General features: G+C 61.4%; 18 protein-coding genes. 10 read left to right on the top strand and 8 right to left on the bottom strand.

The features are described from left to right. The first annotated feature begins 196 nt into the window (after positions 1–196). Genes DWU98_RS10945 through DWU98_RS10935 form a run of 3 tightly spaced genes read left to right on the top strand, consistent with a single transcriptional unit; the run spans position 197 to position 2,458 of the window. A complete protein-coding gene (locus tag DWU98_RS10945) occupies positions 197–904 on the top strand; it encodes an STN domain-containing protein (RefSeq protein ID WP_147293297.1) in 708 nt (235 codons plus the stop codon). 11 nt (positions 905–915) lie between these two features. Then, the gene (locus DWU98_RS10940; RefSeq protein WP_115495584.1) at positions 916–1,461 is read left to right on the top strand and encodes an RNA polymerase sigma factor; all 546 of its coding nucleotides are present in this window, start codon (positions 916–918) and stop codon (positions 1,459–1,461) included. Positions 1,462–1,465: 4 nt separating this feature from the next. Continuing rightward, positions 1,466–2,458 carry a FecR family protein gene (locus DWU98_RS10935; protein WP_115495583.1) on the top strand — a complete coding sequence of 331 codons (993 nt, stop codon included), beginning with the start codon at positions 1,466–1,468 and terminating at the stop codon, positions 2,456–2,458. A gap of 9 nt (positions 2,459–2,467) precedes the next feature. On the opposite strand, the gene DWU98_RS10930 is transcribed toward DWU98_RS10935, so the two are convergent. Together DWU98_RS10930 and DWU98_RS10925 are read right to left on the bottom strand one after the other, a co-directional pair. After that, positions 2,468–2,674, bottom strand: coding sequence for a hypothetical protein (locus DWU98_RS10930; RefSeq protein ID WP_115495582.1), 207 nt, complete (start codon positions 2,672–2,674; stop codon positions 2,468–2,470). A gap of 200 nt (positions 2,675–2,874) precedes the next feature. Continuing rightward, on the bottom strand, positions 2,875–3,639 hold the full coding sequence (locus tag DWU98_RS10925; protein ID WP_115495581.1) for a hypothetical protein: 765 nt from the start codon (positions 3,637–3,639) through the stop codon (positions 2,875–2,877). 343 nt (positions 3,640–3,982) lie between these two features. Here DWU98_RS10925 and DWU98_RS10920 point away from each other — a divergent pair, with 343 nt between their 5' ends. The 3 genes from DWU98_RS10920 (at position 3,983) to DWU98_RS10910 (ending at position 8,951) form a co-directional block, all read left to right on the top strand. Next, positions 3,983–4,564, top strand: coding sequence for an RNA polymerase sigma factor (locus DWU98_RS10920; RefSeq protein WP_115495580.1), 582 nt, complete (start codon positions 3,983–3,985; stop codon positions 4,562–4,564). A gap of 32 nt (positions 4,565–4,596) precedes the next feature. Continuing rightward, complete coding sequence (locus DWU98_RS10915) at positions 4,597–5,574, top strand: FecR family protein (RefSeq protein WP_158545036.1); 978 nt, start codon at positions 4,597–4,599, stop codon at positions 5,572–5,574. 236 nt (positions 5,575–5,810) lie between these two features. After that, positions 5,811–8,951, top strand: coding sequence for a TonB-dependent receptor (locus DWU98_RS10910; protein ID WP_158545035.1), 3,141 nt, complete (start codon positions 5,811–5,813; stop codon positions 8,949–8,951). 233 nt (positions 8,952–9,184) lie between these two features. On the opposite strand, the gene DWU98_RS10905 is transcribed toward DWU98_RS10910, so the two are convergent. From DWU98_RS10905 to DWU98_RS10890, 4 genes are read right to left on the bottom strand one after another with little or no spacing between them, the layout of a single operon-like run. After that, positions 9,185–9,367: a hypothetical protein gene (locus DWU98_RS10905; RefSeq protein ID WP_115495577.1), complete on the bottom strand. Its 183-nt coding sequence runs from the start codon at positions 9,365–9,367 to the stop codon at positions 9,185–9,187. 40 nt (positions 9,368–9,407) lie between these two features. Continuing rightward, positions 9,408–10,835 (bottom strand): efflux transporter outer membrane subunit, encoded by a 1,428-nt coding sequence (locus DWU98_RS10900; RefSeq protein ID WP_115495576.1) that lies wholly within the window; start codon positions 10,833–10,835, stop codon positions 9,408–9,410. Then, the gene (locus tag DWU98_RS10895) at positions 10,822–12,012 is read right to left on the bottom strand and encodes an efflux RND transporter periplasmic adaptor subunit (protein ID WP_115495575.1); all 1,191 of its coding nucleotides are present in this window, start codon (positions 12,010–12,012) and stop codon (positions 10,822–10,824) included. Before DWU98_RS10895 ends, DWU98_RS10900 begins: the two co-directional genes overlap by 14 nt. Then, positions 12,002–15,190 (bottom strand): efflux RND transporter permease subunit, encoded by a 3,189-nt coding sequence (locus DWU98_RS10890; protein ID WP_115495574.1) that lies wholly within the window; start codon positions 15,188–15,190, stop codon positions 12,002–12,004. Before DWU98_RS10890 ends, DWU98_RS10895 begins: the two co-directional genes overlap by 11 nt. A gap of 200 nt (positions 15,191–15,390) precedes the next feature. Here DWU98_RS10890 and DWU98_RS10885 point away from each other — a divergent pair, with 200 nt between their 5' ends. From DWU98_RS10885 to DWU98_RS10870, 4 genes are all read left to right on the top strand, one after another. After that, a complete protein-coding gene (locus tag DWU98_RS10885) occupies positions 15,391–16,311 on the top strand; it encodes a LysR substrate-binding domain-containing protein (RefSeq protein ID WP_115495573.1) in 921 nt (306 codons plus the stop codon). A 278-nt stretch (positions 16,312–16,589) separates the two neighbouring features. Continuing rightward, on the top strand, positions 16,590–17,111 hold the full coding sequence (locus tag DWU98_RS10880) for an acyloxyacyl hydrolase (RefSeq protein WP_230474801.1): 522 nt from the start codon (positions 16,590–16,592) through the stop codon (positions 17,109–17,111). Between the two features lie 257 nt (positions 17,112–17,368). Continuing rightward, a complete protein-coding gene (locus DWU98_RS10875) occupies positions 17,369–17,617 on the top strand; it encodes a hypothetical protein (RefSeq protein WP_115495572.1) in 249 nt (82 codons plus the stop codon). A 157-nt stretch (positions 17,618–17,774) separates the two neighbouring features. Continuing rightward, positions 17,775–20,363 carry a T6SS effector phospholipase Tle3 domain-containing protein gene (locus DWU98_RS10870; protein ID WP_230474800.1) on the top strand — a complete coding sequence of 863 codons (2,589 nt, stop codon included), beginning with the start codon at positions 17,775–17,777 and terminating at the stop codon, positions 20,361–20,363. A 216-nt stretch (positions 20,364–20,579) separates the two neighbouring features. Here the strand turns inward: DWU98_RS10870 and DWU98_RS10865 are convergent, their stop codons facing one another. Next, complete coding sequence (locus DWU98_RS10865) at positions 20,580–22,100, bottom strand: DHA2 family efflux MFS transporter permease subunit (RefSeq protein ID WP_115495570.1); 1,521 nt, start codon at positions 22,098–22,100, stop codon at positions 20,580–20,582. A gap of 86 nt (positions 22,101–22,186) precedes the next feature. After that, positions 22,187–23,374 (bottom strand): HlyD/EmrA/EmrK family protein, encoded by a 1,188-nt coding sequence (locus tag DWU98_RS10860; RefSeq protein ID WP_115495569.1) that lies wholly within the window; start codon positions 23,372–23,374, stop codon positions 22,187–22,189. Positions 23,375–23,383 lie beyond the last annotated feature (9 nt).

Below are 23,383 nucleotides of genomic sequence, written 5' to 3'. Positions count from 1 at the left end.
CATGGTTCAGGCGTACACAGCGATTTTCGACACGCCAATGTCATGTGTCCGGACACGTGGCGTGCGCGACTCACTGTCACATTGCGGGCATAGGCTCTGACGCTTGTCCAAGGAGGCACATTCAACGTGCGGCGCTTTCGCAACACCAGCATTTAAGTGTCTTGCAGTTCGATGGTTTGCCTATGCGGTTTTGTGCTTGACGCTGCCCTGGGCATCCCCGGTGGAAGCGGCGCTCAGGGCTGATCAGGCAACCGCGCCTGCGGACGAGGGGCCCGGCCATCCGCGCATCGAGGACATGATCGCGTTCGATATACCGCCGCAATCGCTGCTGACGGCGTTGCGCAGCTATAGCGAGATCACCGGGCAAGCCGTACTCGTGGACAACGGCCTGGCGGCGGGGCGTCGCTCAGCCGGCGCGCATGGGCATTACAGCAAGACCGAAGCGTTACAGCAGTTGCTTGCAGGAACCGGCCTGGTGGCCAGTTATTCCAGTGACCAGGCCTTTACGTTGAAGCTCGCGGAACCGGGCCAAACCGTGGTTGGAACGGAACAGGAAAGGACGCAAGTCCTGGGGACCGGGGACATCGAAGCCGTGATTGAACGCTATGCCGGAAAGATTCAGAACCCCATCGAGGCGGCCTTGTGCCAGTCCGATGAAACGCGCCCCGGTACGTATCGGCTGGCTTTGCAGGTGTGGATTACGGCATCGGGCCGGGTCGAACGGACGGCGTTGCTCGGCGTCATGAACAATCCGTCGCTGGCCGCACGCGTGCAGCGCACGCTGGACGCACTCAGGCTCGATCCCCCACCGCCCGGGCTGCCGCAACCGCTGACGCTGCTGCTGCTGCCTGGCCGGGCCACCGAGATGTCGGCCTGCAGCGCCGCCTCGCCCTTCGTGCATTGAGGCTCACGGCGATGGAAAGCACCTCATTGCCGCTGCTTCGCCTGTTCATGGAGCGACGTCACGAACTGCGCCGGCGCCTGAAGAATCGACTGGGCTCCGACGAGCTGGCCAATGACGCCTTGCAGGAAACCTACCTGCGCATTGAGCGCATGGGCGAAAGCTCTTGCGTGTCGCGTAATCCCGCCGGTTATCTGTTCCGCATGGCGATCAATGCCGCAACGGATCAGCGCCAGGCCGATGCGCGCTATCTCACCGGCAGCGAAGTGGAAGATCTGCTGAACATCGGCGCCGATACGCTGGATCCGGCGCGCGTGGTGCATGCGCGCGCGGAGGTGGAAGTGCTGGAACAGGCGCTGCGTGAGCTGACCGAGCGGCAGCGCGCGATCCTGATTGCGGCGCGCGTGGAAGACGTGTCGATGGAAGACATCGCCGGCCGCTTCGGCATTTCCGTGCGCATGGTCGGCAAGGAGCTGCGCAAGGCGCTCGAGTATTGTGGCAAGCGGCTGGATCGCAAAGTGGTGCAGCGGTTCGGTCCTGGCGCGGGAAAAAAGTCTTAGGGTTATGCCGATTTCCGAACCCATCGCCTATCGCCGTGCCGCGCTGCACAAGGAAGCGCAACAATGGCTGCTGCGCCTGACCTCGGGCACGGCCACGACGCATGACGCGCGCGCCTTCGAGCACTGGTGCGGCCAGAGCCCGGCACATGTGGAAGCGTTCGTCCAAACCCGTCGTCTGTGGGAAAACCTCGGGCCTGCCGCGCATGCGTGGATGGCGCGCGAGCGCACGCGCACCGCGCTTCGATCCGAGCACGACGCAACGTCGCCGCGGATGAGCCGCCGTGCTTTTCTTGGCGCCGCCGTCGCCGCGTCGGCGGCACTCGTCGTCTTGCATCCACCGCTTGAGATGTGGCCGTCGCTGTCGGACATGGCGGCGGACTATCGCACCGCCACGGGCGAGCAGCGCGAGCTGGATCTGGGACAAGGCGTGGTCGTCCAGATGAACACGCAGACGACGCTCAACCTGCGCAAGTCCTCAGGCCAGGTGCGTGGCATCGACCTGCTCAGCGGCGAAATCCAGGTCAAGGCGATGGCGGCGGCCGATGGCCCGATCCCTATCTTCGCGGGCGGTGGTCGTATCGACGTCGGCGTGATGGCTAAATGCAATGTGCGCTGTGACGAGGGCGGCGTGCGGGTGACCGGTCTGGATGGCGCGACCACGCTCCACTACCAGGGGCGGACCGCGTTACTGGAAACCGCGCAGCGTGCCGATTACGGCAACGGACGTGTCAGCCAGGTAGCACCTGCGGATATCGAAGTCACGATGGCATGGCGACGGCGTGTGCTTATTTTCGACGGCCAGTCGCTGTCGGAGGTGGTGCACGAAATCAATCGCTATCGTCCGGGCCGGATCATTCTTGCCAATGATGCGTTGGCAGCGCGCAAGGTGCAGGCGCGGTTTTCGCTGAACCAGCTTTCGGACGTGGCCGCGCTGATCCAGGATGCCTATGGGGCAAAGGTCACGTCGCTGCCGGGCGGCATTGTGATACTGAGCTGACCGGTTCGTTCACTGGTCGCTCGAACGGATGAACGACAGCCCCTTGGGAGTGAGCTGCAGCGTTTTCATGCCATGTCCGTTTTCATCGCACGGTTGGATCAACCCCATGTCGAGCAAGCGTGATGTCACCGGCGCGGATACCGCGGATGCACGGCCTTCCGCGACGCTTTCCAGTCCCTCTATTTCGCTCTTTTCGAGGTTTACACACACATTCATACAGGTATCGGCCTTGGTCTACACGTGGATCGAGCTTGCACCCGTATGTGTGACAAAATCCTGCCACTCATGTCAACCGGCCATGTCGCATCGGCGGTCGAAGTGTTCATGTGTGTGAGCGCTCTGTGCACATCGTTCGCTCGCCTTGAAATCAAAGGAGCTGCGCGATGCAGCTCCTTGATTACTGCGCGCCTTGCGCCTTACTGCTGGGTCAAGGTGTAGTTGAGGGTGAGCTGGTCCGGGGTGATGCCGTTCAAGTCATTCTGGCCGACAACTTGGTCGATCTTGTACGTTTCGCCCGCGCTGTCCGTCAGTGATCCGGTGATGTGGATCGCGTTCATGCGCGTCCCCGTCAGGTTGCCCCACGCATCGCGAATGCCGCGCACTTCGCCCAGCACGATCTTGCCGGTGAAGGTATCGGTTTCGGTGGTGCCGGCAACGGTGGTAACGCTAACTGGGCCGGTTACGGCGAATTTCGTGCCGGCCTTGTAGTTGCCCGAAGGAATCGAAACACCGCTGCCTGAGATGCTGACCGAAATGGCATCCGTCAAGGTATAGCCCGCACCCGATTGCAGGTTCTGAACGTCGGTGGGATTGGCCACCGTCAACAAGCCATTCAGCAGGTAATACGCATTGGCGTTGGAATTGACCTGCTCCGGCAGTACGCCCTGGGTATCGCTCGTCACCGTCGTGGAGGCGGTATCGGTGATCACGGCGTCCGAGAGGCCGAAGGCGTTCGAATCGTTGAAGCCACCGCTGAAGTTATAGGTATTGATGCCCGATGTTTCCAGTTTGCCGCCCTGCTGGAACACCAGGCTGTCTTTCTGGCCTGAGGTATTGCTGAAATCCACTTTCACATTGCTGGGAATATAGGTGTACTGCGCCGCATAGGACGCGGAGGCAACGAACAGCAGACCGAAAGACATGCACAGCGCAAGCTTTTTCGTGCGAGAAACGATATTCATGAGCTACTCCTTGACTGACGCAAGAGAAATGCGCCGCACCCCATGCACGGCGCGATGCCTGGTAGGGCCAGGGCCCGACACTAAGGTCGTGAACGTGCAGGGTTATTTACGCCGATCTGTTTTCAGGCGCGTTGCCAATCGCGCCGCCTGAAAATGACACTTTATTTAACCCAGATAATCGCCGGCGGATTTTCGATGCCGTGAATTGCAATAATGCGCTTCATAATCGCCGCCATCGCGCAGCAGGACGTTTGCGCATCCTGCCGAGTGCCCCGATTTGCATGCCGCCACGTTTTGCGTCACATTCGCTGGAAGCTGGGTTGGGGTGGGTACGCATCCGGGGATGAAAAACAAGCGGGAAAGTGCGCCGATCGGGGCCTTGCCGGACGTTCCGGCGATGAATGTCGGCGCCGACACGCGCAGCTTCGATCTCTTTCTGCGCGGCCAGTTCCGTGGCCTGCTGCAGTTTCTGCGTGCGCGCACGGCGTCCGAACAGGATGCCGAAGACGCCGCGCAGGAAAGCATGGCCAAGCTGATGCGCTACCGCGAGTCGGAGCCGCCGTCGGCCTGGAAACAGCTTTTGTACCGGATCGCGGTCAACGTGGCGCACGACCAGTATCGCGTCGCGCAGAGTCATCACAACAAAGATCATGTCGCGCTGGAGGGCCTGGAGATCGCCACCGGCGAGCACACCCCCGAACAGCGCGCGCAGTACGACCAGCAGGTGGCCCGCCTATCGCGGGCGATCCTGGAGCTGCCGCCTAAGTGCCAGCGCGTGTACCTGCTCAAGCGGGTACACGGTTTGAGCCATGCGGATATCGCCAGCCGTTGCGGTATTTCAGTCAAAATGGTCGAAAAGCACCTTGCCACTGCGCTGGCGCAGCTGCGGCGCAAGGTAGGCGATTCCTCAACGAAAACGTTTTAACAAGCATGGACAGGCGGAACGAAAATAGGGGGATGTCACCCGACTTGCAGCAGGCCGAGCAGTGGCTCGCGCGCCTGTTGGATGCCGACTGCCCTGCGGAGGACCGCGCTGCATTCGAGCGTTGGCGCAATGCCGATCCGCGCCATGCCGCTGCGTATCACGAAGTGGAGTCGATCTGGCAGCACAGCGAACAGGCCGTCAAAGACCCGGCCGTGCTGGCGGCGGCCTATCGCGCATTGCGGCAGGAACCGGGTCGCGGCGTGCCGCGACGCTGGTTGTTCCCCACGCTTGCGGCAGGGCTGGCGATTGTTGTTGCCGTGGTCGCCCTGCCGCACTGGCTATCGACGCCATCGGATCCGGTCGGCACGGCTTACGCCACCCCTGCCGGCCAAGAGCGCACCGTGGTGCTCTCCGATGGCTCGTCCATCTTGCTGGATACGAATACGCAAGTGGTCGTGCGCTACAGCGCGCGCACGCGTCGCGTCGATCTTCTGCATGGGCGAGCGCAATTCAGCGTGCAAGGCAACCATGCGTGGCCGTTTGTGGTGCATGCCGGCAACGGTACGGTGACGGCCGTCGGCACGCAATTCCAGGTGCGCCTCGATGACGGTTCCACCGATGTGGCACTGCTGAAGGGCAAGCTCGCCATTGCCACACAGTCGCCCGCCGGTTCGCTGCAAAGCGCTTCGCTGGTCGGCGGCCAAGGCCTCGCGTACGACGATCATGGCGATATCACGCCCGTGCATGCGCTCGATACGGAGCAGGCGCGAGGCTGGACGCAGGGCAAGCTGTTCGTGCACGACTGGGATCTACCCAAACTCGTGGCCGAGATGAATCGCTACAGCACAGCGAAGCTTGAGATCGGCGACGCGTCGCTCAATGAGCTTCACGTCAGCGGCATCTTCCGCACCAACGATCAGCAGACGTTCCTGCAACTGCTGCAGCAAGGATGGGCCATCCAGGCGACGCGCATCAGCGCGACGCGGATCGTGCTGCGTCGCGACCGTTGATCCATCCGAAACGTTCACATCGTCCGGGCGAGCATGCCGCCCATGCACCGGATGTGCAGGTGCGAACACCCTCATCCGGGCAGCGGGCAAGCGGGCCGACGCGCAAGCAAGAAGGGATGCCGTGTGTACCCGGCATCATCCATGATCCAGCTTGCCCTATGATCGAACCTTTCGCGAAGTTGGCGAAATGTAGGCTTGTTTTGGGGGAAAGCGGGTCGGGGAGGCAGAGGGTCGGCATGCGCGCAAGCTGGCAAGGATGGATGCTGCGGGTTCGCCTGCCGCGCATCCTGGGCGAGAGGGGATGGCCCGCATCCCTGCTTTGCCATGCCACGACGTTCGCCTGCCCGCTCGGCCTGACCCTGCTTGGCACCGGCGCTGCCTTGACGCCGCGCCCCGCGCTGGCCGAAACGATCGTCGCCTCCCGTACCTATGCCGTCATGGCGGGCAGCTTGAGCCATGCGCTGGATGCGCTGGCCGTGCAAGGCGATCTCCAGCTTGTCTACGCGCCGGATCTGATCGACGACAAGATCACCCACGGAGTATCCGGGCGCTTCACACCCGTGGACGCCTTGAAGCACGTGCTTGCCGGCACGGGGCTGACCTGGAAAGCCATCAACGCAAGCACGTTCGTGCTGGAAGCATCGCCTGCTTCACACCCTGTGCGTCACGCATTCGTACCGATCATTACCGAGCAACCCCGGACGCTCACCACCGTCAACGTCAGCGGCTCGCTGATCGGCAATGCGGACATCCAGACGGCCACACCCACCACGACCATCACCGCCGAAGACATTCGCGCGCGTGGCTTCAACAACCTCGCCGATGTATTGGAGAACTCCGTACTAGCCACCGGTTCCGTGCAAGGTCCGCAGCTTGCCGGCGCTTTCACGCAAGGCGCGCAGGCGGTGAGTCTGTTCGGCTTGAGCCCGGAATTCACGCTGATTCTGCTCGACGGCAAACCCGTCGCCAATTTTGGACGGCTATACAATGGCACGCTGAACTTCACCAATCTTTCGAATTTTCCGATCGCGATGATCGACCACATCGACGTGATGCCCGGCGGCGCCTCTTCGATCTATGGTTCGCAAGCGATTGGTGGCGTGATCAACATCGTTACCAAGTCGCACATGGATGGTGCAGAGCTATCTGCGCGCGCGGGCGGCTATTCGGACGGCGGCGGCGCCAACCAGCGCATCAGCGGTGTCTACGGCCACGACATCGGCGCATGGCACATCCTGGGCGCTGTCGAATTCGACAACGCCTCGCCCATATGGGGCTATCAACGCCCGCTGACGGCGGGCGATTCGGGGGTAGGTGTCGCCGCCGCAACCAGTGTGCAGGCAGGCATTCTCAACTTCGGCAATGCATCGACCTTCACCGGCCGGCCGCTGGGTTATCTTACGCCGCCGGATGGCTGCGCCACGCAGCTTTTTGGCGGCAGCACGATGCTGGTGACAAGCGCTTCGCCCAATCCGCCAGGCCAGTACTGCGGTTCGCGCGCCATTGATGGCGACATGACCTTCAGCAACCAGCAGCGAAGTTACGACGGCATGCTGAAGCTCGCCTACCAACTAGACAGCGTGCGGTTCTATGGCGATGCGATGGTCAATTCGCAGCAACAGCGCTGGTTTCCTGGCGTCACCGCGTGGTTTCCCGATGACCTTCCACAGGGCGCCATCGAGGATGCAACCACCGGCGAGTTTCTGTATCCGGAGCGGTACTTTTCGCCCGAAGAAATGCCCGGCGGTTTGGCCGGCCAGATGTATCGGCAGGATGATCTGCTTTATCAGGCCGACATCGGTGCCAACGGTCAATGGGGCGACTCAGGCTGGGACTGGGATGTCTATTACATGCGCACGGGCGATCGCACGGATATCGCCGAACCGTTGCTGATTACGTCGAAAATCGATGCGTTCTTCACTGGCATGTTTGGCCCATCGCTCGGCGTGGATACGCATTCGGGCTTCATGACGTACAACACCAACTACAACGCATTCTTTCAAGCCATCACGCCCGCACAGTACGCCAGTTTCACGCAGCAGGTCGACGAAAACAGCAGCACCTGGATCAATCAGGCGCGCGCCACGTTGAGCAACGCATCGTTGTTTACACTGCCCGGCGGCGACGCCGGCGTGGCCGCCTTGATCGAAGGCGGCAGCGAAGCGTGGTATGAGCCGATCGGTCCGGTGTTCACGCAAGATGATGTGTTCGAACACGCCGCGGCAGGGGGCGGTGGCGAGCGCTCGCATGCGGCAACGGCGTTCGAACTGAATCTGCCGTTGTTGAAAGCGCTGACGATCGATCTGTCAGGCCGCTACGATCATTACGCGCTCGAGCACGGCAGTGACAATCATAAATTCACTTATAAAGCCGGCATCGAGTATCGACCGTTCGATACGTGGTTGATCCGCGGCAATTACACGACATCGTTCAAGGTGCCTGATCTGTCGTCGATCTTCCTCGCACCGACCGATTACTACACCATCGTCACCGACTACTACCAATGCGCGACGGCGCATGCCGCCGTGTGCGGCACCAACTATCAATACACCGTGCAGGGGACCACGCTGGCCAATCCCACACTGCAACCTACATCAGCCCAGAGCTGGACGCTCGGCACGGTGTGGTCGCCGGTGGAAGGCCTGGATCTGAGCGTGGACTATCTGCGCATCGCCATACAGGACGAAGTGGTGCAGCAGGATGTCAACCTGCTGCTGCGCAATGACGCGGAATGTCTGCTGGGCCAGCTCCCGGCCGACTCGGCGACGTGTGCCGCGGCGATCGATCAGGTGCAGCGCGCCCATGGCACCGGCCCTATCGAGGGCATCACCACCTATTACGCCAATCTCGCCAATGAGACGGCCAAATCCATCATGGGAAGCGCGCGCTATCAGCATGCGCTGTTCGATGCGGGCACGCTGAAGCTGCAACTCGATTACAATGACATGCTCGAGCACGACTACCAGATCGCGCCCGGCCAGCAACCGATCAATCAACTTACCAACGCGGTGTACAGCACCGAGTTCAAGAGCATCGTGAGCGCCAGCCTCACCTGGACGAGCCCGGGCGAGACGTGGACCAGCACGCTCTACGGGCATCGCTATGGCCCCTCGCCCAACTACACGGCTACCAATATCGGCATCGGCGCCGTCGGCGCGGCGCGCGTATCGCCGTGGATCACTCTCAACGGCAGTGTGACGTATCGCCCGACGCACCGTCTTTCGCTGTCGCTGCTGGTCAACAACCTCACCAACCGGATGCCGCCAACGGACGGCAGTTACGTGACCTATCCGTATTTCAACAACCAGAACTACAACATCTACGGGCGCGAAATCATGCTGCAGGCGGATATGAGCCTGGGCAATAGCGCTCGCTAGAACGATTTCGGCGTGAGCTGTTTCCCGCATCCATTGAGAGTTCCTTGACGTCATTCCGGCGAAGGCCGGCATCCGTCGCGAGTGCGAAGCACGAATTCCGGCCTTCGCCGGAATGACGGTAAAGCAAGATTAGATCTCATGCCTGAGTGTGCGAAAAGCGAGTACCTATCTCACTCCGATACGAAACCAAAAATGGACGCTTCGTTCCGCTAAGACTGTAAGCCGGATATCGTTCAACGCGGCACACGCAACGATGAATCGCGAAGTGCGGCATCGTGCTGCACTTCGTCGTGTTCGGCGATCTCGGCCATGTCCAGCGCGCCATGCCGTGGGCCATGCATGCTGCCTGGCGGTGTGGTGGCGTCGGTGGCCCCGTCTTTGGTGATACTTGCATCGGTATGCGGCGTGGTCGTCATCGCGTGTCCTTGGGCTATCGGGCCTATTTGGGCATGCGCATCAACGGCGCGCAAGCTGCTGCGACGACCAGCCGCCACCCAAGGCGCGCACAAGCTGCACGCTGGCGCTCAGGCGCTGCGTGTCCAGTTGCAACAAGCCGCGTTTTTCCTGCAGCGCGACGGTTTGCGCCTGCACCACATCCAGATAGCTCACCGCGCCATGCTTGTATTGCGACATCGACAGATCCAGCGCGTGTTGCGCGGCGTCTGCGGCATCCTTCTGATTGGCGCTCGCGTCGCCCAGATGATCGAGCAAGGCGAGATTGTCCTGCACTTGCTGGAACGCACCGAGCACGACGCCGCGGTAGGTCGCGCCGGCTTCGTCGGTTTTCGCCTTGGCGGCGGCGATGGTTGCCTTGCGAAATCCACCATCGAACAGATCCAGGGCAAGCGTTGGGCCTAACGCCCAGATTCGATCGGGCGCGGTGAGCAGGTTCGCCCAGCCCGTGCTCTGGAAGCCGGCTTGCGCATTCAATGTCAGCGACGGGAACCACGCCGCGCGCGCCACGCCAATGCCGGCATTGGCGGCGGCGACGCGGCGCTCTGCGGCAGCCACGTCCGGGCGACGTTGCAACAAGGTCGATGGCACGTCGAGCGGAATCACCGGTACGGCGACCGGTTCGATCTGCGCAGGCAAGCTGAACGTGGCGGCGTTTTCGCCCACCAGTACGGCAATCGCATCCTGCATCAGCGCGCGCTGCGCGACGGTCTGCGACCACTGCGAACGCGCATCGGAAAGCTGTGTCTGCGCGCGCGACACGTCGAGGCCGGAGACGATGCCGCCGCCATGCAAGGTCTGCGTGAGCTTGAGCGCTTTTTCATAGGCCTGGATGGTTTCTTGCAACAGCGCAATCTGCTGATCCAGGCCACGCAGCTGCATGTAACTGTCGGCCAGCTGCGCCTGCAGGCTCAGTTGGGCCGAAGCCAGGTCGGCCTTGGCGGCCAGCGCGTTGTCGCGGCCGGCTTCAACCGTATTGCGCACGCGGCCCCACAGATCCACTTCATAGCTGGCCTGCACACCCACGGTGTAACTGTTGTAATCGGCTGGCGCGGTCGGGTTGCGCAGCGGCGGCGTGTTGTCCGATTCGCGCTGGCGTACGCCGGTCGCACCCGCGCCGATCTGCGGAAACAATTCGGAACGCGCCTCCCGCGCGAAGGCCTGCGCCTGCTGGTAATGCGCCAGCGCGGCGGCCAGATCGGCATTGCTGGCGAGCAGCTTGGCCTCAAGATCATTCAGTCCGGCATCGGCATACAGCTGCCACCAGTCATCGCGCGCCTGTTGGTCGGAGGGCCGCGCGGCAACCCATGGACCCACATCGCGATACGCCTGCGCCTGCGGCGTCGCTGGCGGATGATAGGTTGGCGCCAGCGAGCAGCCGCTCAGCGCAAGCGTCACGGCGAGGGCCAGCAGGGACTCACGCTTTTTCATGAGGCTTGACCACCGTGTCGTCGGTTGCGATCTTCACGGCATCGCCGTCTTTGATGCCATCGGGCGGGCTGTCGATGACGCGATCCCCCGCACTGAGGCCGGAACCGATTTCCACGGTCTTGCCGTAATCGGAAAGAATGCTCACTTTTTTGAAGGCGATCTTGTCGTCCTCGCCAACCGTCGCCACGCGCAGACCGGCGTTGTCGAAAATCAGCGAACTGGCCGGCACGCGCAGCGCGGTGGCGTCCACCGGCAGCGCGAAACGCACATGCGCGAAGCTGCCCGGCATGAGCTGGTTGCCGGTATTATCGACCTGCAATTGCACCAAGGTCGTACCGGACGCCGTGTTGACTGCGTCGGCCGTCGCGACCACCTTGGCATGGAATTCCCGTCCGGGGTATTCCGGTACGGCAAGCACCGCCACGCTGCCGGGGCGGATCGAGGGCGCATAACGCTGTGGCACCTGCACGTACACACGCAGTTTGTGGATGTCCGACACCACGAACAACTCCGGCCCGGTGCCACCGCCGGCATTGATCAACGCACCCACATCGGTGTCGCGCGCGGTGACCACACCATCGAACGGCGCCACGATGCGCGCGAAGGCCTTGGCGGCGTGCAGGCGATCGACGTTGGCTTGCGCGGCTTTCATCTGCGCCAGCTTGGCGGTGTAGTCGGCGGTGCGCTGGTCCACATCCTGCTGCGCGACCGAATCGCTGCCCAGCATGGCTTGCCAGCGCTTGGCGGTAACGCCGGCCAGGTCCGCGTTGGCCTTGGCGCTGGCCAGATCCGCTTGCGCCTGTTGCAACTGTTGATCGAGCTCCGGCGTGGAAATCTCGCCGAGCAATTGCCCTGCTTTCACGGGTGTACCGATGTCGGTGTTCCAGGCTTTCAGATAACCGCTCACCTGCGCGTAGATCGGCGCACGTATGAAGGCCTGCAGCTGACCGGGAAGATCGAGCACTGGCCCGGATTTGCCGGGCGCCGGCATGACCACGGTGACGGTGGGAATGGCCTGTTCCTGCGTCCAGGTTTTCAGGCTGCTGGCTTGCGTCGAGCGCGTGACCAGGCCGATCACGACGATGGCAATCAGCACGGTGGCGATCGCGATGCCGGTCAGGCGCAAACCGCGCTTGGACGGTTTTTGCGAAGGGTGAAGCATGGCTTCAGACGACATAGCTGGGTTCTCCGGAGGCACGAACGGCTTTGGACTCGTGACGTCCATGAATGATGCTGAACACCACTGGCACGAATAGCAGCGTCGCGCAGGTAGCAAAAATCAAACCGCCGATCACCGCGCGGCCGAGCGGCGCATTCTGTTCGCCGCCTTCGCCAAGGCCCAGCGCCATCGGCGCCATGCCGATGATCATCGCCAGCGCCGTCATGCAAACCGGACGGAAACGCGTGAAGCCCCCTTCAAGCGCGGCGAGCGCCGCATTGCCGTGCTCGGCGAGGCGTTCGCGGCAGAAGCTCACCACCAGAATCGAGTTGGCGGTGGCCACGCCCATGCACATGATGGCGCCGGTGAGTGCAGGCACCGACAGCGGTGTATGCGTGGCAAACAGTATCCACACGATGCCGGCCAGCGCCGCGGGCAACGCGGTGATGATCACGAACGGATCGCTCCACGATTGGAAATTCACCACGATCAGCAGATAGATCAGCACCACCGCGCCAAGCAGGCCGAACAGCAGGCCGGAGAAGGCGCTGTTCATGGTCTGCACCTGACCCAGCAGCACCACGTGCGAACCCTTCGGTTGCTGGCTGGCCGTGTTGTCGATCAGCTTCTGCACGTCGGCCGCCACCGCGCCGAGATCGCGATCCTGCGTGGCGGCATAGATCTGCACCACGGACTGGATGTCGTACTGATCGACCACGGCGTTGGTGGTGGTGCGCTTGAGCGTTATCAGACCGCCCAGCACCTGCGCTTGTCCGTTGCTGCCGTTGACCGGCAGGTTGCGTAGCTGCGCGAGGCTGTCGAGCGCGTACTGCGGCGTCTGCATCACGATCGGATACGACACGCCATTGGTCGGATTCAACCAGAACGTCGGCGCCACCTGGCTGGAACCGGCCAGATTCACCACCAGGCTGTTGGTGACATCGCGCTCGGTAATGCCAAGCAGCTGCGCCTGCGTGCGATCCACATTGACGTCGAAAGCAGGGCTGGCTTGGGATTCCTGGATGCGTGCATCGACCACGCCGGGAACCCGCTTGATCTGCCCCAGCAAGGTATTGGCATAGGCGAAGTTGGCGGAGAGATTCGGCCCGCGAATCTGCAGATCGATCGGCGCCGGCGCGCCGAAATTCAGAATCTGGCTCACGATATCGGCAGGCGGAAACGAAAACGTCGCACTCGGATATTTGCGCGGCAGCAGCTCGCGCAGCTTGCGCACGTATTCGGCGGTGGGTCGATGGCCTTCGTTGAGCGCAATCTGGATGTCGCCATCCTGTTCGCCAACCAGACCGGTATTGTTGTACGTGGTGTTGATGCCGCTGCCGGACAAGCCGATGTTGTCCACCACAGTGCCGAGTTCTTTCGGCGGGATCACGGTGCGGACGGTGTTCTCGATGTCGTTGAACAGGTTGGCCGTGTCTTCCACACGCGTGCCGACCTGCGCACGCACGTGCATCAGAATCTGGCCGCCATCCACGTCGGGGAAAAAGTTGCGGCCCAGGAACGGCACCAGCAGAAACGACACCAGCACGAAGGCGAGAAAGCCCACGACGAACGGCCGGCGATGCGTCAGCGCAAGATCCAGCACGCCGTGATACACGGCGCGAATGCGCTCGAAGCGCGCTTCGAAGCCACGCTGGAAGCGCACCAACGGATTACGCGACGGCGGTGGCGCAGCATGCGCCTCGACGTGCGGCGCGTGCGGCTTCAACAGATAGTTCGCCATCGTCGGCACCAGAGTGCGCGAGAGGATGAACGAGCACACCATCGCAAAGATCACCGACTCGGCCATCGGCACGAACAGGAAGCGCGCCACACCATTCAAGAAGAACATCGGCACGAACACGATGCAGATACACAACAGCGACACGAAGGCCGGCGTTACGATCTGCTTGGCGCCGTCGATGATCGAGGTTTCCACATCCTTGCCGTGTTCCAGATGCCAGTTGATGTTCTCGATGGTCACCGTGGCGTCGTCCACCAGGATACCCACCGCGAGCGCCAGGCCACCCAGCGTCATGATGTTGAGCGTCTCGCCAAAAGCGGAAAGCAGCGCAATGGCGCCAAGAATGGCCAGTGGAATCGAAACGGCGATGATGACGGTGGAACGCCAGCTGCCCAGGAACAGCAGAATCATCAGGCTGGTGAGCGCCGCCGCGATCACGCCTTCGCGCGCCACGCCGCTGATGGCCGCGCGCACGAACAGCGATTGATCGCCGATCGGCGTCACCTTGAGGTTATCCGGCAGCAAACCCTTGCTGTCGGCCAGGCGCTGCTTGATACCGGCCACGATCGCCAGCGTCGACGCCGAACCGTTTTTCAGGATCGTCAGCAACACCGAACGGTTGCCGTCCACATGCACGATATTGGTTTGCGGCGGCGCGCCGTCGCGCACATGCGCCACGTCGCGAATGTAGATGGTGGTGCCGTTGACCTGCTTGATCGGCAGATTGCCCAGTTCGCTGATATCGGACGGCGAATTGTTGAGGTTCAACGTGTATTCGAACCTGCCGATCTTTTCCGTGCCGACAGGAACGATCAGGTTCTGCGCCGCCAGCGCATTGGCCACGTCCTGCGCGGACAGGCCGCGCGCTTGCAGCGCGGCCGAATCCACGTCGATCTGCACCTGGCGCGTCTTGCCGCCATAGGGATAAGGAATGGCCGCACCGGCCACCGACACGAGCTGCGGGCGCAGGATGTTTTGGCCCAGGTCGCCCAGGTTCTGCTCACTCAATCCCTTGCCCGATAGCGCCAGCTGCAAAATCGGCACGGTCGAGGCGTTGTAATTGAGGATCAGCGGCGGTGTGATGCCCGGCGGCAATTGCTTGAGCAGCGTCTGCGCCACCGCGGTCACCTGCGCGTTGGCGGTGGCGATGTTGACGTTGGGCTGGAAGAAGATCTTGATGATGCCGTAGCCGGCGATCGACTTGGCCTCGATATGCTCGACATCGTTCACCGTGGTGGTGAGCACGCGCTCGAACGGCGAATCGATACGGCCGGCCATTTGATCCGGTGGCAGCCCGGTGTATTGCCACACCACCGCGATCACCGGAATCTTGATGTCCGGGAAGATATCCGTGGGCGTGCGCAGGGCGGCCAGTGGCCCGACGATCAGGATCAGCAGGGCGAGAACGACGAAGGTATAAGGCCGCTCCAGCGCAAGCCGTACAATCCTCAGCATGTGGATGAGCTCCAGAGGCTAGCTGAACGTCTGGTCGTCGCCATGGCGCAAGCCAGGTACGGCAAACGGTGCGTGCGGGGCACGCCATGACATGGAAACGTGTGCTGCGCCGACATCTTTGGGGGAAGATGCCTGCAAAAGTGAAGAGTAGTTGTACGACTTGCTAAGATCGATACAGCATCGCGAATGGCTTGATACGCATGACGAATGATTACCTTGAACTACGGCACCTGAGGTACTTCGTCACCGTGGCCGACGAGTTACATTTCGGCCGCGCGGCCGAACGATTAGGCATTTCACAGCCGCCGCTCAGCCAGCAGATTCATGCGCTGGAGCAGCGCCTGGGTGCGAAGTTGTTCGAACGAAAAGGCCGTGGTATTGCTTTGACGGGTGCGGGTGGCGCGCTGTTGCCGCGCGCACGCGCCATTCTCACGCAGGCCGAACGCGCGGCCGAATCGGTGGCCCGTTCGCAACGTGGAGAATTAGGCGAATTGCATTTGGGCCTGATGTCGTCCGGCCCTTTCACCGTGGTGGTGCCGCGCGTGCTCGCACGATTTCGCGAACGCCTGCCCGATGTGCGCCTGCTGATCCACGAGATGGCCACCTCCCAGCAGATCGATGCGCTGGAGCAAGGCCTCATCGATGTCGGCGTGATCCGCCCGGAGGCACTTCCGGATGGCATCAGCGCCATCGAGCTGTTCAAGGACTCGCTTACCGTGGTGATGCATGCGAGCAATCCGCTGGCCTCCAAGGAAGGCCCGATCGATATCGGCGAACTGGCGAACGAGGATTTCATTTTCTATCAACGTCATCTGGGCGTGCGCCTCTACGATGAAGTGATCGCGCTGTGCACGCGCGCCGGTTTCAGCCCGCGCATTCTGTACCAGGTGCGCGAGTTGCCGACCATCATCGGCTTGATTTCCGGCGGTTTCGGCGTCGCCGTATTACCGGGTTCGGTGCAACGGATGCGGGTGCAGAATGTGGTCTATCGTCCGGTGGCACACATGGAAGCGGCAACAGCGGTATGGGCGATCTACCGCAACGACGCAAGCGATCCGATGGTGCATGCGTTTCTGACTATCGCGCGGTGCCTGGCATCCAAGGATCGGGCGACGGAGTAGGCGCGCTGCACCCATTAGGCCTGCATGCGACCTGGGCCGTATCACCGGTACCAAACGTGCTTCAGCGGGTCGGAATGTTCAAGACAGCGAATCTATAGACGCGTTATCTAATGGACGCGCATCGGCGTTTGCTTACGCCATGCTGTCGTTTCACTTAAGCATCATGCGGGCAACATTGAGTTGCTGAAAACGGAACAAATATGGGGTGGCAGGCGGCCTTAATCATTTGTAAACTTGTAAGTACACAAACAGCAACCCTATCCCCATAGGTCACTCGAATGCGTATGCATCCCCTCACACGCGGCATGGCTGCCGTGTTGTTGTTCGCATTACCCACCCTGCCCGCCCTGGCGGCCCGTTTCGAATTGCAAGGCGGTGTCAGCTACATGGATAGCTACAGCACCCCAGTCGCATTCGGCGAAGTCATCTTCGACGATCACGCCATCGGCAGCAGCAATTTCACCTGGGCGCCGGACATCACCGCCGGTTGGATCAGCGGCCGCAACATCGCCCGCTTCAGCAACGACCGCTACACCACGCACGACGATATCGGCCTCATCGCCGGTGGCGTACGTTTCCATTACGGTGCCCCGGGCGCGTGGTACCGCAAGCTCTTCATCAGCGAGCAACCCACCCTGCACACCGGTCGCACCGCGGCGTTGAGTAGCGCGTATGAATTCACCACTACGGTGGGTTATCAGGGCGATCATTGGAGTGCGGGCATTCGCCACATTTCCAATGCGGGTATTCATGAACCCAACCGCGGCGAAACGATGGCGGTGGTGGGCTTCGCGTTCTAAGCCTGTCAACGCTGCATAAAACAACGGCCCCGATCGGGGCCGTTGTCGTTTTCGGTCAGGGAAATCTGCCGACCACCTACAAAGATAAAGACCACCCCTACCCTGCGCGCGGTTGACTCCGGATGACTCGCAGGCGCTTTCGTTATGTGCTTTACCGCTTGCGCGAAAGGTCTCGCGCTAACGCATGGGGGAGCACAAACGATGTCAAAACCATCCAAGCAAATCGCCCGCACTGCTGTCTTGGGAATGAACCAGCCATGATCATCAGGCCTCCGTTTCTTCCGCAAGACGATCACATCGCATCGAGCACAAGCGAAGACGATCTATTGATGGCCATCGTCGAGCGCCATGTGCAACGGCACGGTATTTTCCCGGTTACCTATGACCCCCGCGCCCACAGCGGCACGCATCTGACGGCGAGTTCCCAAACCGAAGCCGTGCGCGCCATCACCGATGGCGAAGTCGTGGAAGGCCGCACCGGCGAGGAGAGTGCGAAACATCGCTGACCACCAGCGAAGTCGCGCAAGGATTGAAGCTTGTATTGCCAACGAGGAGAGGGGCCCAAGGATGAGTAACGACGTGACCCAGACCCCTTCAGATGATCCAGACAACAGTGGCGATGCGTATCGATATCCACTCAAACAGGCCACGCGCGTCGTCCCCATGCAACGCGATCACCTTGGGCAGCCCTTCTGGGAGTCGTACCAGACGCCCGAGGGCTACGAGGTGTGCGCCGAGTGTCGCGTTCCGCCGCATTTGCCGGGGATCATTATTTTTGTGCATGGGGTGAACTCGGAGGGTGAGTGGTATGAAGCGGCGGAACAAGCGCTTTGTAACGGGCTCAATGATCGACTTGGGCGTAAAGATCTGAAGCCAAATAGTTACACCAACAATGATAAAGCGCAGAAAAAGTTAATCCCCCGTCAGCTCACCAAGGATAACGATGGCCGTTCACCGGTCATTCGCTTCTACTGGGGCTATCGCCCGAAAGACGGCGAGGAACGCAGGTGGAAGGTACCGCTTCGAAACATCCAAGGCGACGATCAGTGGGAAACCACGCGCGGCCAAGGCAAAGGCCCCTGGTACTGGGGCGGCGGCCCGTTCCAGAACGGCACCAACAATCTTCAGCAACTCTGGAGCGATAAAGGCTTCGACTGCCGCGTGTTCGGCGCAGTCAATCTGCAATGGTTCAACACCGAATGGGACCGCGAACTGCACGATGCACCCGGCCGCCAATACTATGCGCATGCGGCGCAGCGCCTGGCGAACCTGATCGACCGCATTCGCCAGCGCCATCCCCAGGACACGATCACCGTGATGGCGCACAGCCAGGGCACCATGGTGGCGATGGCCGCCACGCTGATGTGCAAGACCCGCGCACCGGATGCGCTGGTGGTGATGAATTCCCCCTTTGCTCTCCAGGACAAGCGAACCGACGCCCTGGTGTGCGGCAGTGAGCGCCCCACGACATCCGCCCGCATCAACACCTTTCGCAATGTGGCCAACCGGATCCAGCGCGATAAAAAGATACCCACCGAAGAAGACCGCGAGCAGCTTCACGTCGGCGCGACGCTGCAGAAGGAGCTATGGCACCCCGATGCCGTCGTCAACGGCATCAAGGAGCGGGACAATCACGGCCGGCTCTACGTCTATTTCAATCCGCACGATCGCGTGATGGGTTCGATCGCGCTGCAAAGCATCGGCTGGCAGGGCGTCAGCAACGATCTGATTGCCGAACTGGGCGACACCGTCAAGCAGCGCATGCTCGCACGCGGCACCGCGTGCGGCGACGCACCGGGTATGAAGAAGTTCGGCACGCTGCCGCCTATCGCTAACCCCGAGCCGGACGCCGAGGCCACGGACTTCTGGAACGGCACTCATGGCAACCCGATGCTGTGGGCCGTGCCCCATCCCGACCAAGTGGTGACTATCAACGCGGAGCAGGTGCCTTACCCGGTTACCGCAGAAGACATGCCAGGGTCTCACCGGCGCAGAGTCACGCGAGTGAAGGACGACGACACCATGGCTTACCAAGCAGTCGATCGCTATTTTGACGAGGCCCGTCGTGATCAGGACGACCTTGGCGCGCGCGATAATGAAGGCAAATACCTCGACGCCAGCATTCCTTATCTCGAATCGATCCACGACCGGGAAAAAATGGTCGCGTCCGACCTTGTACCCTCGTCCACCGGCATGCCAGTAGAGCGACTCGAGACGCGAGCCGAAATGCTCAAGCGCATCGAGCACTACCAGCCGATGCCGACCAATCACAGCACGCTGCCCCAGTTCGAACCCTTCATGCGCAAGGTAGCGGCGTGGGACCTGCCCATCGGCTTCTGCGATGCGTACGACTCACCCGATTTCTGGGCGCGCCTGATCCGCGATGCGGACTGGTTGAACTTTACCGATCCCTATTTTGTGGAGGGTACGCTGGCAATCCCGCCCGTGCCCGATGGCATCGATCCGCAGACGGTGGGTGACGAGATGCGCAAGGCCGTGCAGGCTGGCTACCTGCAGGGAGTGCACTTACTGAAACGGAAGGTGGCCTGGGGGCTTGTGACGCTGATAGCGCTGACAGCCTGCCAGCAGGAGCAAGGGCAGGATGCGATACAGCCGTCACAACCCCAAGCGACCGAACTGCACTGGGTAACACACGACGTACCGCCGCAAGTCTTCTACCGCATCGACGACCGCCGCTTCATGACAGTGGAAAACTACGACGGTTGTGATGGACAAGTCTGGTACAACGACACCAAGCAGGGCATACGCACAGAGATCAGTGAAGGCGGCTTTTGGGTCAGCGGATTCGTTGGGAAACTCATCATCGACGATCCGACCGGCATGAATGTGGTTGTTCCCAAGGCATCGCCCCGTCTGTGCGGTGATCGTGGATGCAGGAACTACCTTGCCTATTCAACTGACGGCGGCCGTTCGTTTCATTGGCTTCAATACGATATCCATGAACATACCGCAGACTCTGTGGAGAGTTCGAAGCGGTACACGATGTCCGTCACAAGTGACTCCTTGTTTGTGACAATGACATGGGGCGATGAAGGAAAGACATTGACGGATCAGATTCCGTTGGTTCCGGGATTCATTTACGGCACGGATGCCCATCTACCTAAAGGTGTGCGCATCAATTGGAAAGCCACCGTGCCTCCTGGACTGCGCACACCTTCCGGGCAGGACCACTACGTCTGCGACATGTCCGTCCACGACGCCAAGGTCAGGGACTTCAAGGCCAGGGACTGATGATGTGCGCAACAGTCTTTGGACTTGCCACGCTGATAGCGCTGACAGCTTGTCAGCACCGAATCACAGGCACCCACTACCGCGAATGGACTGCGTTGGGGAACCTACTGTGAAGATTGCCGTGATCGCGGATCGCGCGCACAACAGCAGAGCTATAGTGAATGCTGGCGTCCGGGTAGATCAGCCAATAGTTAGCAAAGCGAGGTAGGAGGGAGCTCAATGCCCGCCCCCTCCTGCCCCGGCTTTCGCCGCGAACGGTGGCTTGGCCATCCAGATCACCACGATCAGCGACAGGAAGATCCAGCCCAGGGCGTAGAAGATTTCGTTGAAGGAAATCTGCAAGCCTTGTGCCGTGATCGACTCGTTGAGTACTGCCAGCACCGATTGCGAATCGCCGGTCTGAGCTGTGGCTTGTTGCACGATCGGGTTGTACGGCGTGATCTGTTCGGTGAGCTGCGAGTGATGCAGCACGCCGCGACGCTGCCACAGGAAGGTGGTAAGCGATGCGGAGAAACTCGCACCCACCGTACGCAGAAAGGTAGCCACGCCGCCGCCTGCAGCGATTTCATGCGGCTGCAGGTCCGACAGCAAAATCGTCGTCACCGGCATGAAGAAGAACGCCACGCCCAAGCCTTGCAGCAACTGCACCAGCGCAACGTGTGCGAAGTCGATGCCGATGTAGAAGTCCGCACGCAGGAAACAGGTCGCGCCCATCACCACGAACGCGCCGCTGGTCAGCAAGCGCAGATCGAAGCGCGTGGCGTACTTGCCTACGATGAAGGTCAGCATCACGGGCAACACACCCAGTGGCGCGGTCGCAAAACCGGCCCAGGTGGCGGTGTAGCCGAGGTTGATCTGCAACCATTGCGGCACCAGCAGGCCGATCGCGAAGAATGCGGCGTACGCCAGCACCAGCGCGATCGTACCCATGCGGAAATTGCGATGTCGGAACAGCTTCAGATCAACGATTGGATCCTTGTCGGTCAGTTCCCAGATCAGGAAGATCGCAATGGCGATCGCGGAAATGATCGCGGTGACGACGATGAAGGTGGAGTTGAACCAATCTTCGTCATTGCCTTTGTCGAGCACCACCTGCAGCGCTCCGATGCCGACCACCAGGGTGAACAAGCCCACATAGTCGATCTTCGGGCGTTGCGTCACCACTTCGCGCAGGCGCAGCTGATTGGCCACCACGGTACTGGCAAAAATGCCGATCGGCACGTTGATGAAAAAGATCCACGGCCACGAATAGTTGTCGGTAATCCAACCACCGAGGATCGGACCGGCAATCGGCGCCACCACCGTCACCATCGCCAGCAAGGCGAGCGCCATACTTCGCTTGGCGGGTGGATAGATCGAGATCAGCAGCGCTTGCGTGATCGGATACATGGGACCTGCGACCGCACCTTGCAGGGTACGGAACACGATCAACATGCTCATGCTCTGCGCGATACCGCACAACAGCGAAGCGAGCGAGAACGCAAGCGTCGCCCACACGAACAGCTTCACCTCGCCGAAGCGGCGGGTAAGGAATCCGGTGAGCGGCAACGCAATGGCATTGCTCACCGCAAAGGAGGTGATCACCCACGTGCTCTGGTCCTGGCTCACGCCGAGGTTGCCGGCGATGGTCGGCAGCGACACGTTGGCGATGGTGGTGTCCAACACCTGCATAAACGTGGCCAGCGACAAACCAATCGTCGCAAGGACCAGGTTGGGTGGACGGAAGTGGGAGCTCATGGTGTTTCCCGAACTGATGATCTATCGGTGATGCGTGGTTGCTTCATCGCCCTCCCCTCCTGCTCGTAGAGGAGGGAGCGGTCGCATCACTTACCCATATTCGCGTGGATGATGGCCTGGATCTGTTCGTTCGCCTTGCCCAGCTGGTCGTGATAGACGTCCGTGCTGAAGCGCGGCTCGGTGCGCGCCTGTTGCGACAGCGCCAGGCCGTTCTGATTGTGCAGATCCACGTCCGTGTCGAGCGACATGCCGATGCGCAACGGGTTCTTGTCCAGCTGCGACGGATCGGTGAACACCACGCGCACCGGGATGCGCTGCACGATCTTGATCCAGTTGCCGGTGGCGTTCTGCGCCGGCAGCAGCGAGAACGCGCTACCCGTGCCCACGCCAAGACTCTCGACCTGACCCTTGTATTTCACCGAGCTGCCGTAGACGTCGGAGGTGATTTCCACCGGCTGGCCGATGCGCATGTGCGTGAGCTGCGTTTCCTTGAAGTTCGCATCCACCCACACTTGATGCAGCGGCACGATGGCCATCAGTGCGGCACCCGGCTGCACGCGCTGGCCCACCTGCACGGTGCGCTTGGCGACATAACCGGTCACCGGTGCCACCATTACCGTGCGCACATCGTCCAGATAGGCAGCGCGGTACTGTGCAGCGGCGGCTTTCACGTCCGGATGCGAGGCGACCACGGTGTCATCGACCAGCACCTGGTTGGTCTGCAATTGCTGCTGGGACGTCGTAAGCGCGCTTTGCGCGGCGGTGAGCGCATCGCGTGCGTGAGCCAATTCCTCCGCCGAAATCGCGCCGGTCTTGGCCAGATCACGACGGCGGTTGTAATCGGCCTGCGCTCTTTGCAACGCGACCTTCTCCACCGCCACCTGCGCCTTCGCGCCGGAGACCGTGCTGTACAGACCACGCACACGGCGCACGGTGTTGGCGAGGTTGGCGGCCGCGCGCTGCAGTTCGACATCGGCGTCGGACCGGTCGAGCTTCACCATCACCTGGCCTTGCTGCACAAAATCGCCGTCGTCAGCGGTGATGCTGGTGGCGGTGCCGGCGATGCGCGGCGTGATCTGCACGATATTGCCGTTGACGTACGCATCGTCGGTACCTTCATACCAACGGCCCACGAGGAAATACCAGATCGTGAAAGCGATGGCGGCAAGCACGAGGATCACCAGCAGCAACCGCATCAGAATGCTGCGCCGCTTGTTGGTAGGCGGTGCCTGCGCGACCGGCGTGTCTGCGGTGTTGGGATTCGGACTGGACATGGGAGTCTG

It is taken from the genome of Dyella monticola (assembly GCF_003363155.1).
Taxonomy (GTDB): domain Bacteria; phylum Pseudomonadota; class Gammaproteobacteria; order Xanthomonadales; family Rhodanobacteraceae; genus Dyella_B; species Dyella_B monticola.
This window is presented reverse-complemented; position numbering and strand designations above follow the sequence as displayed.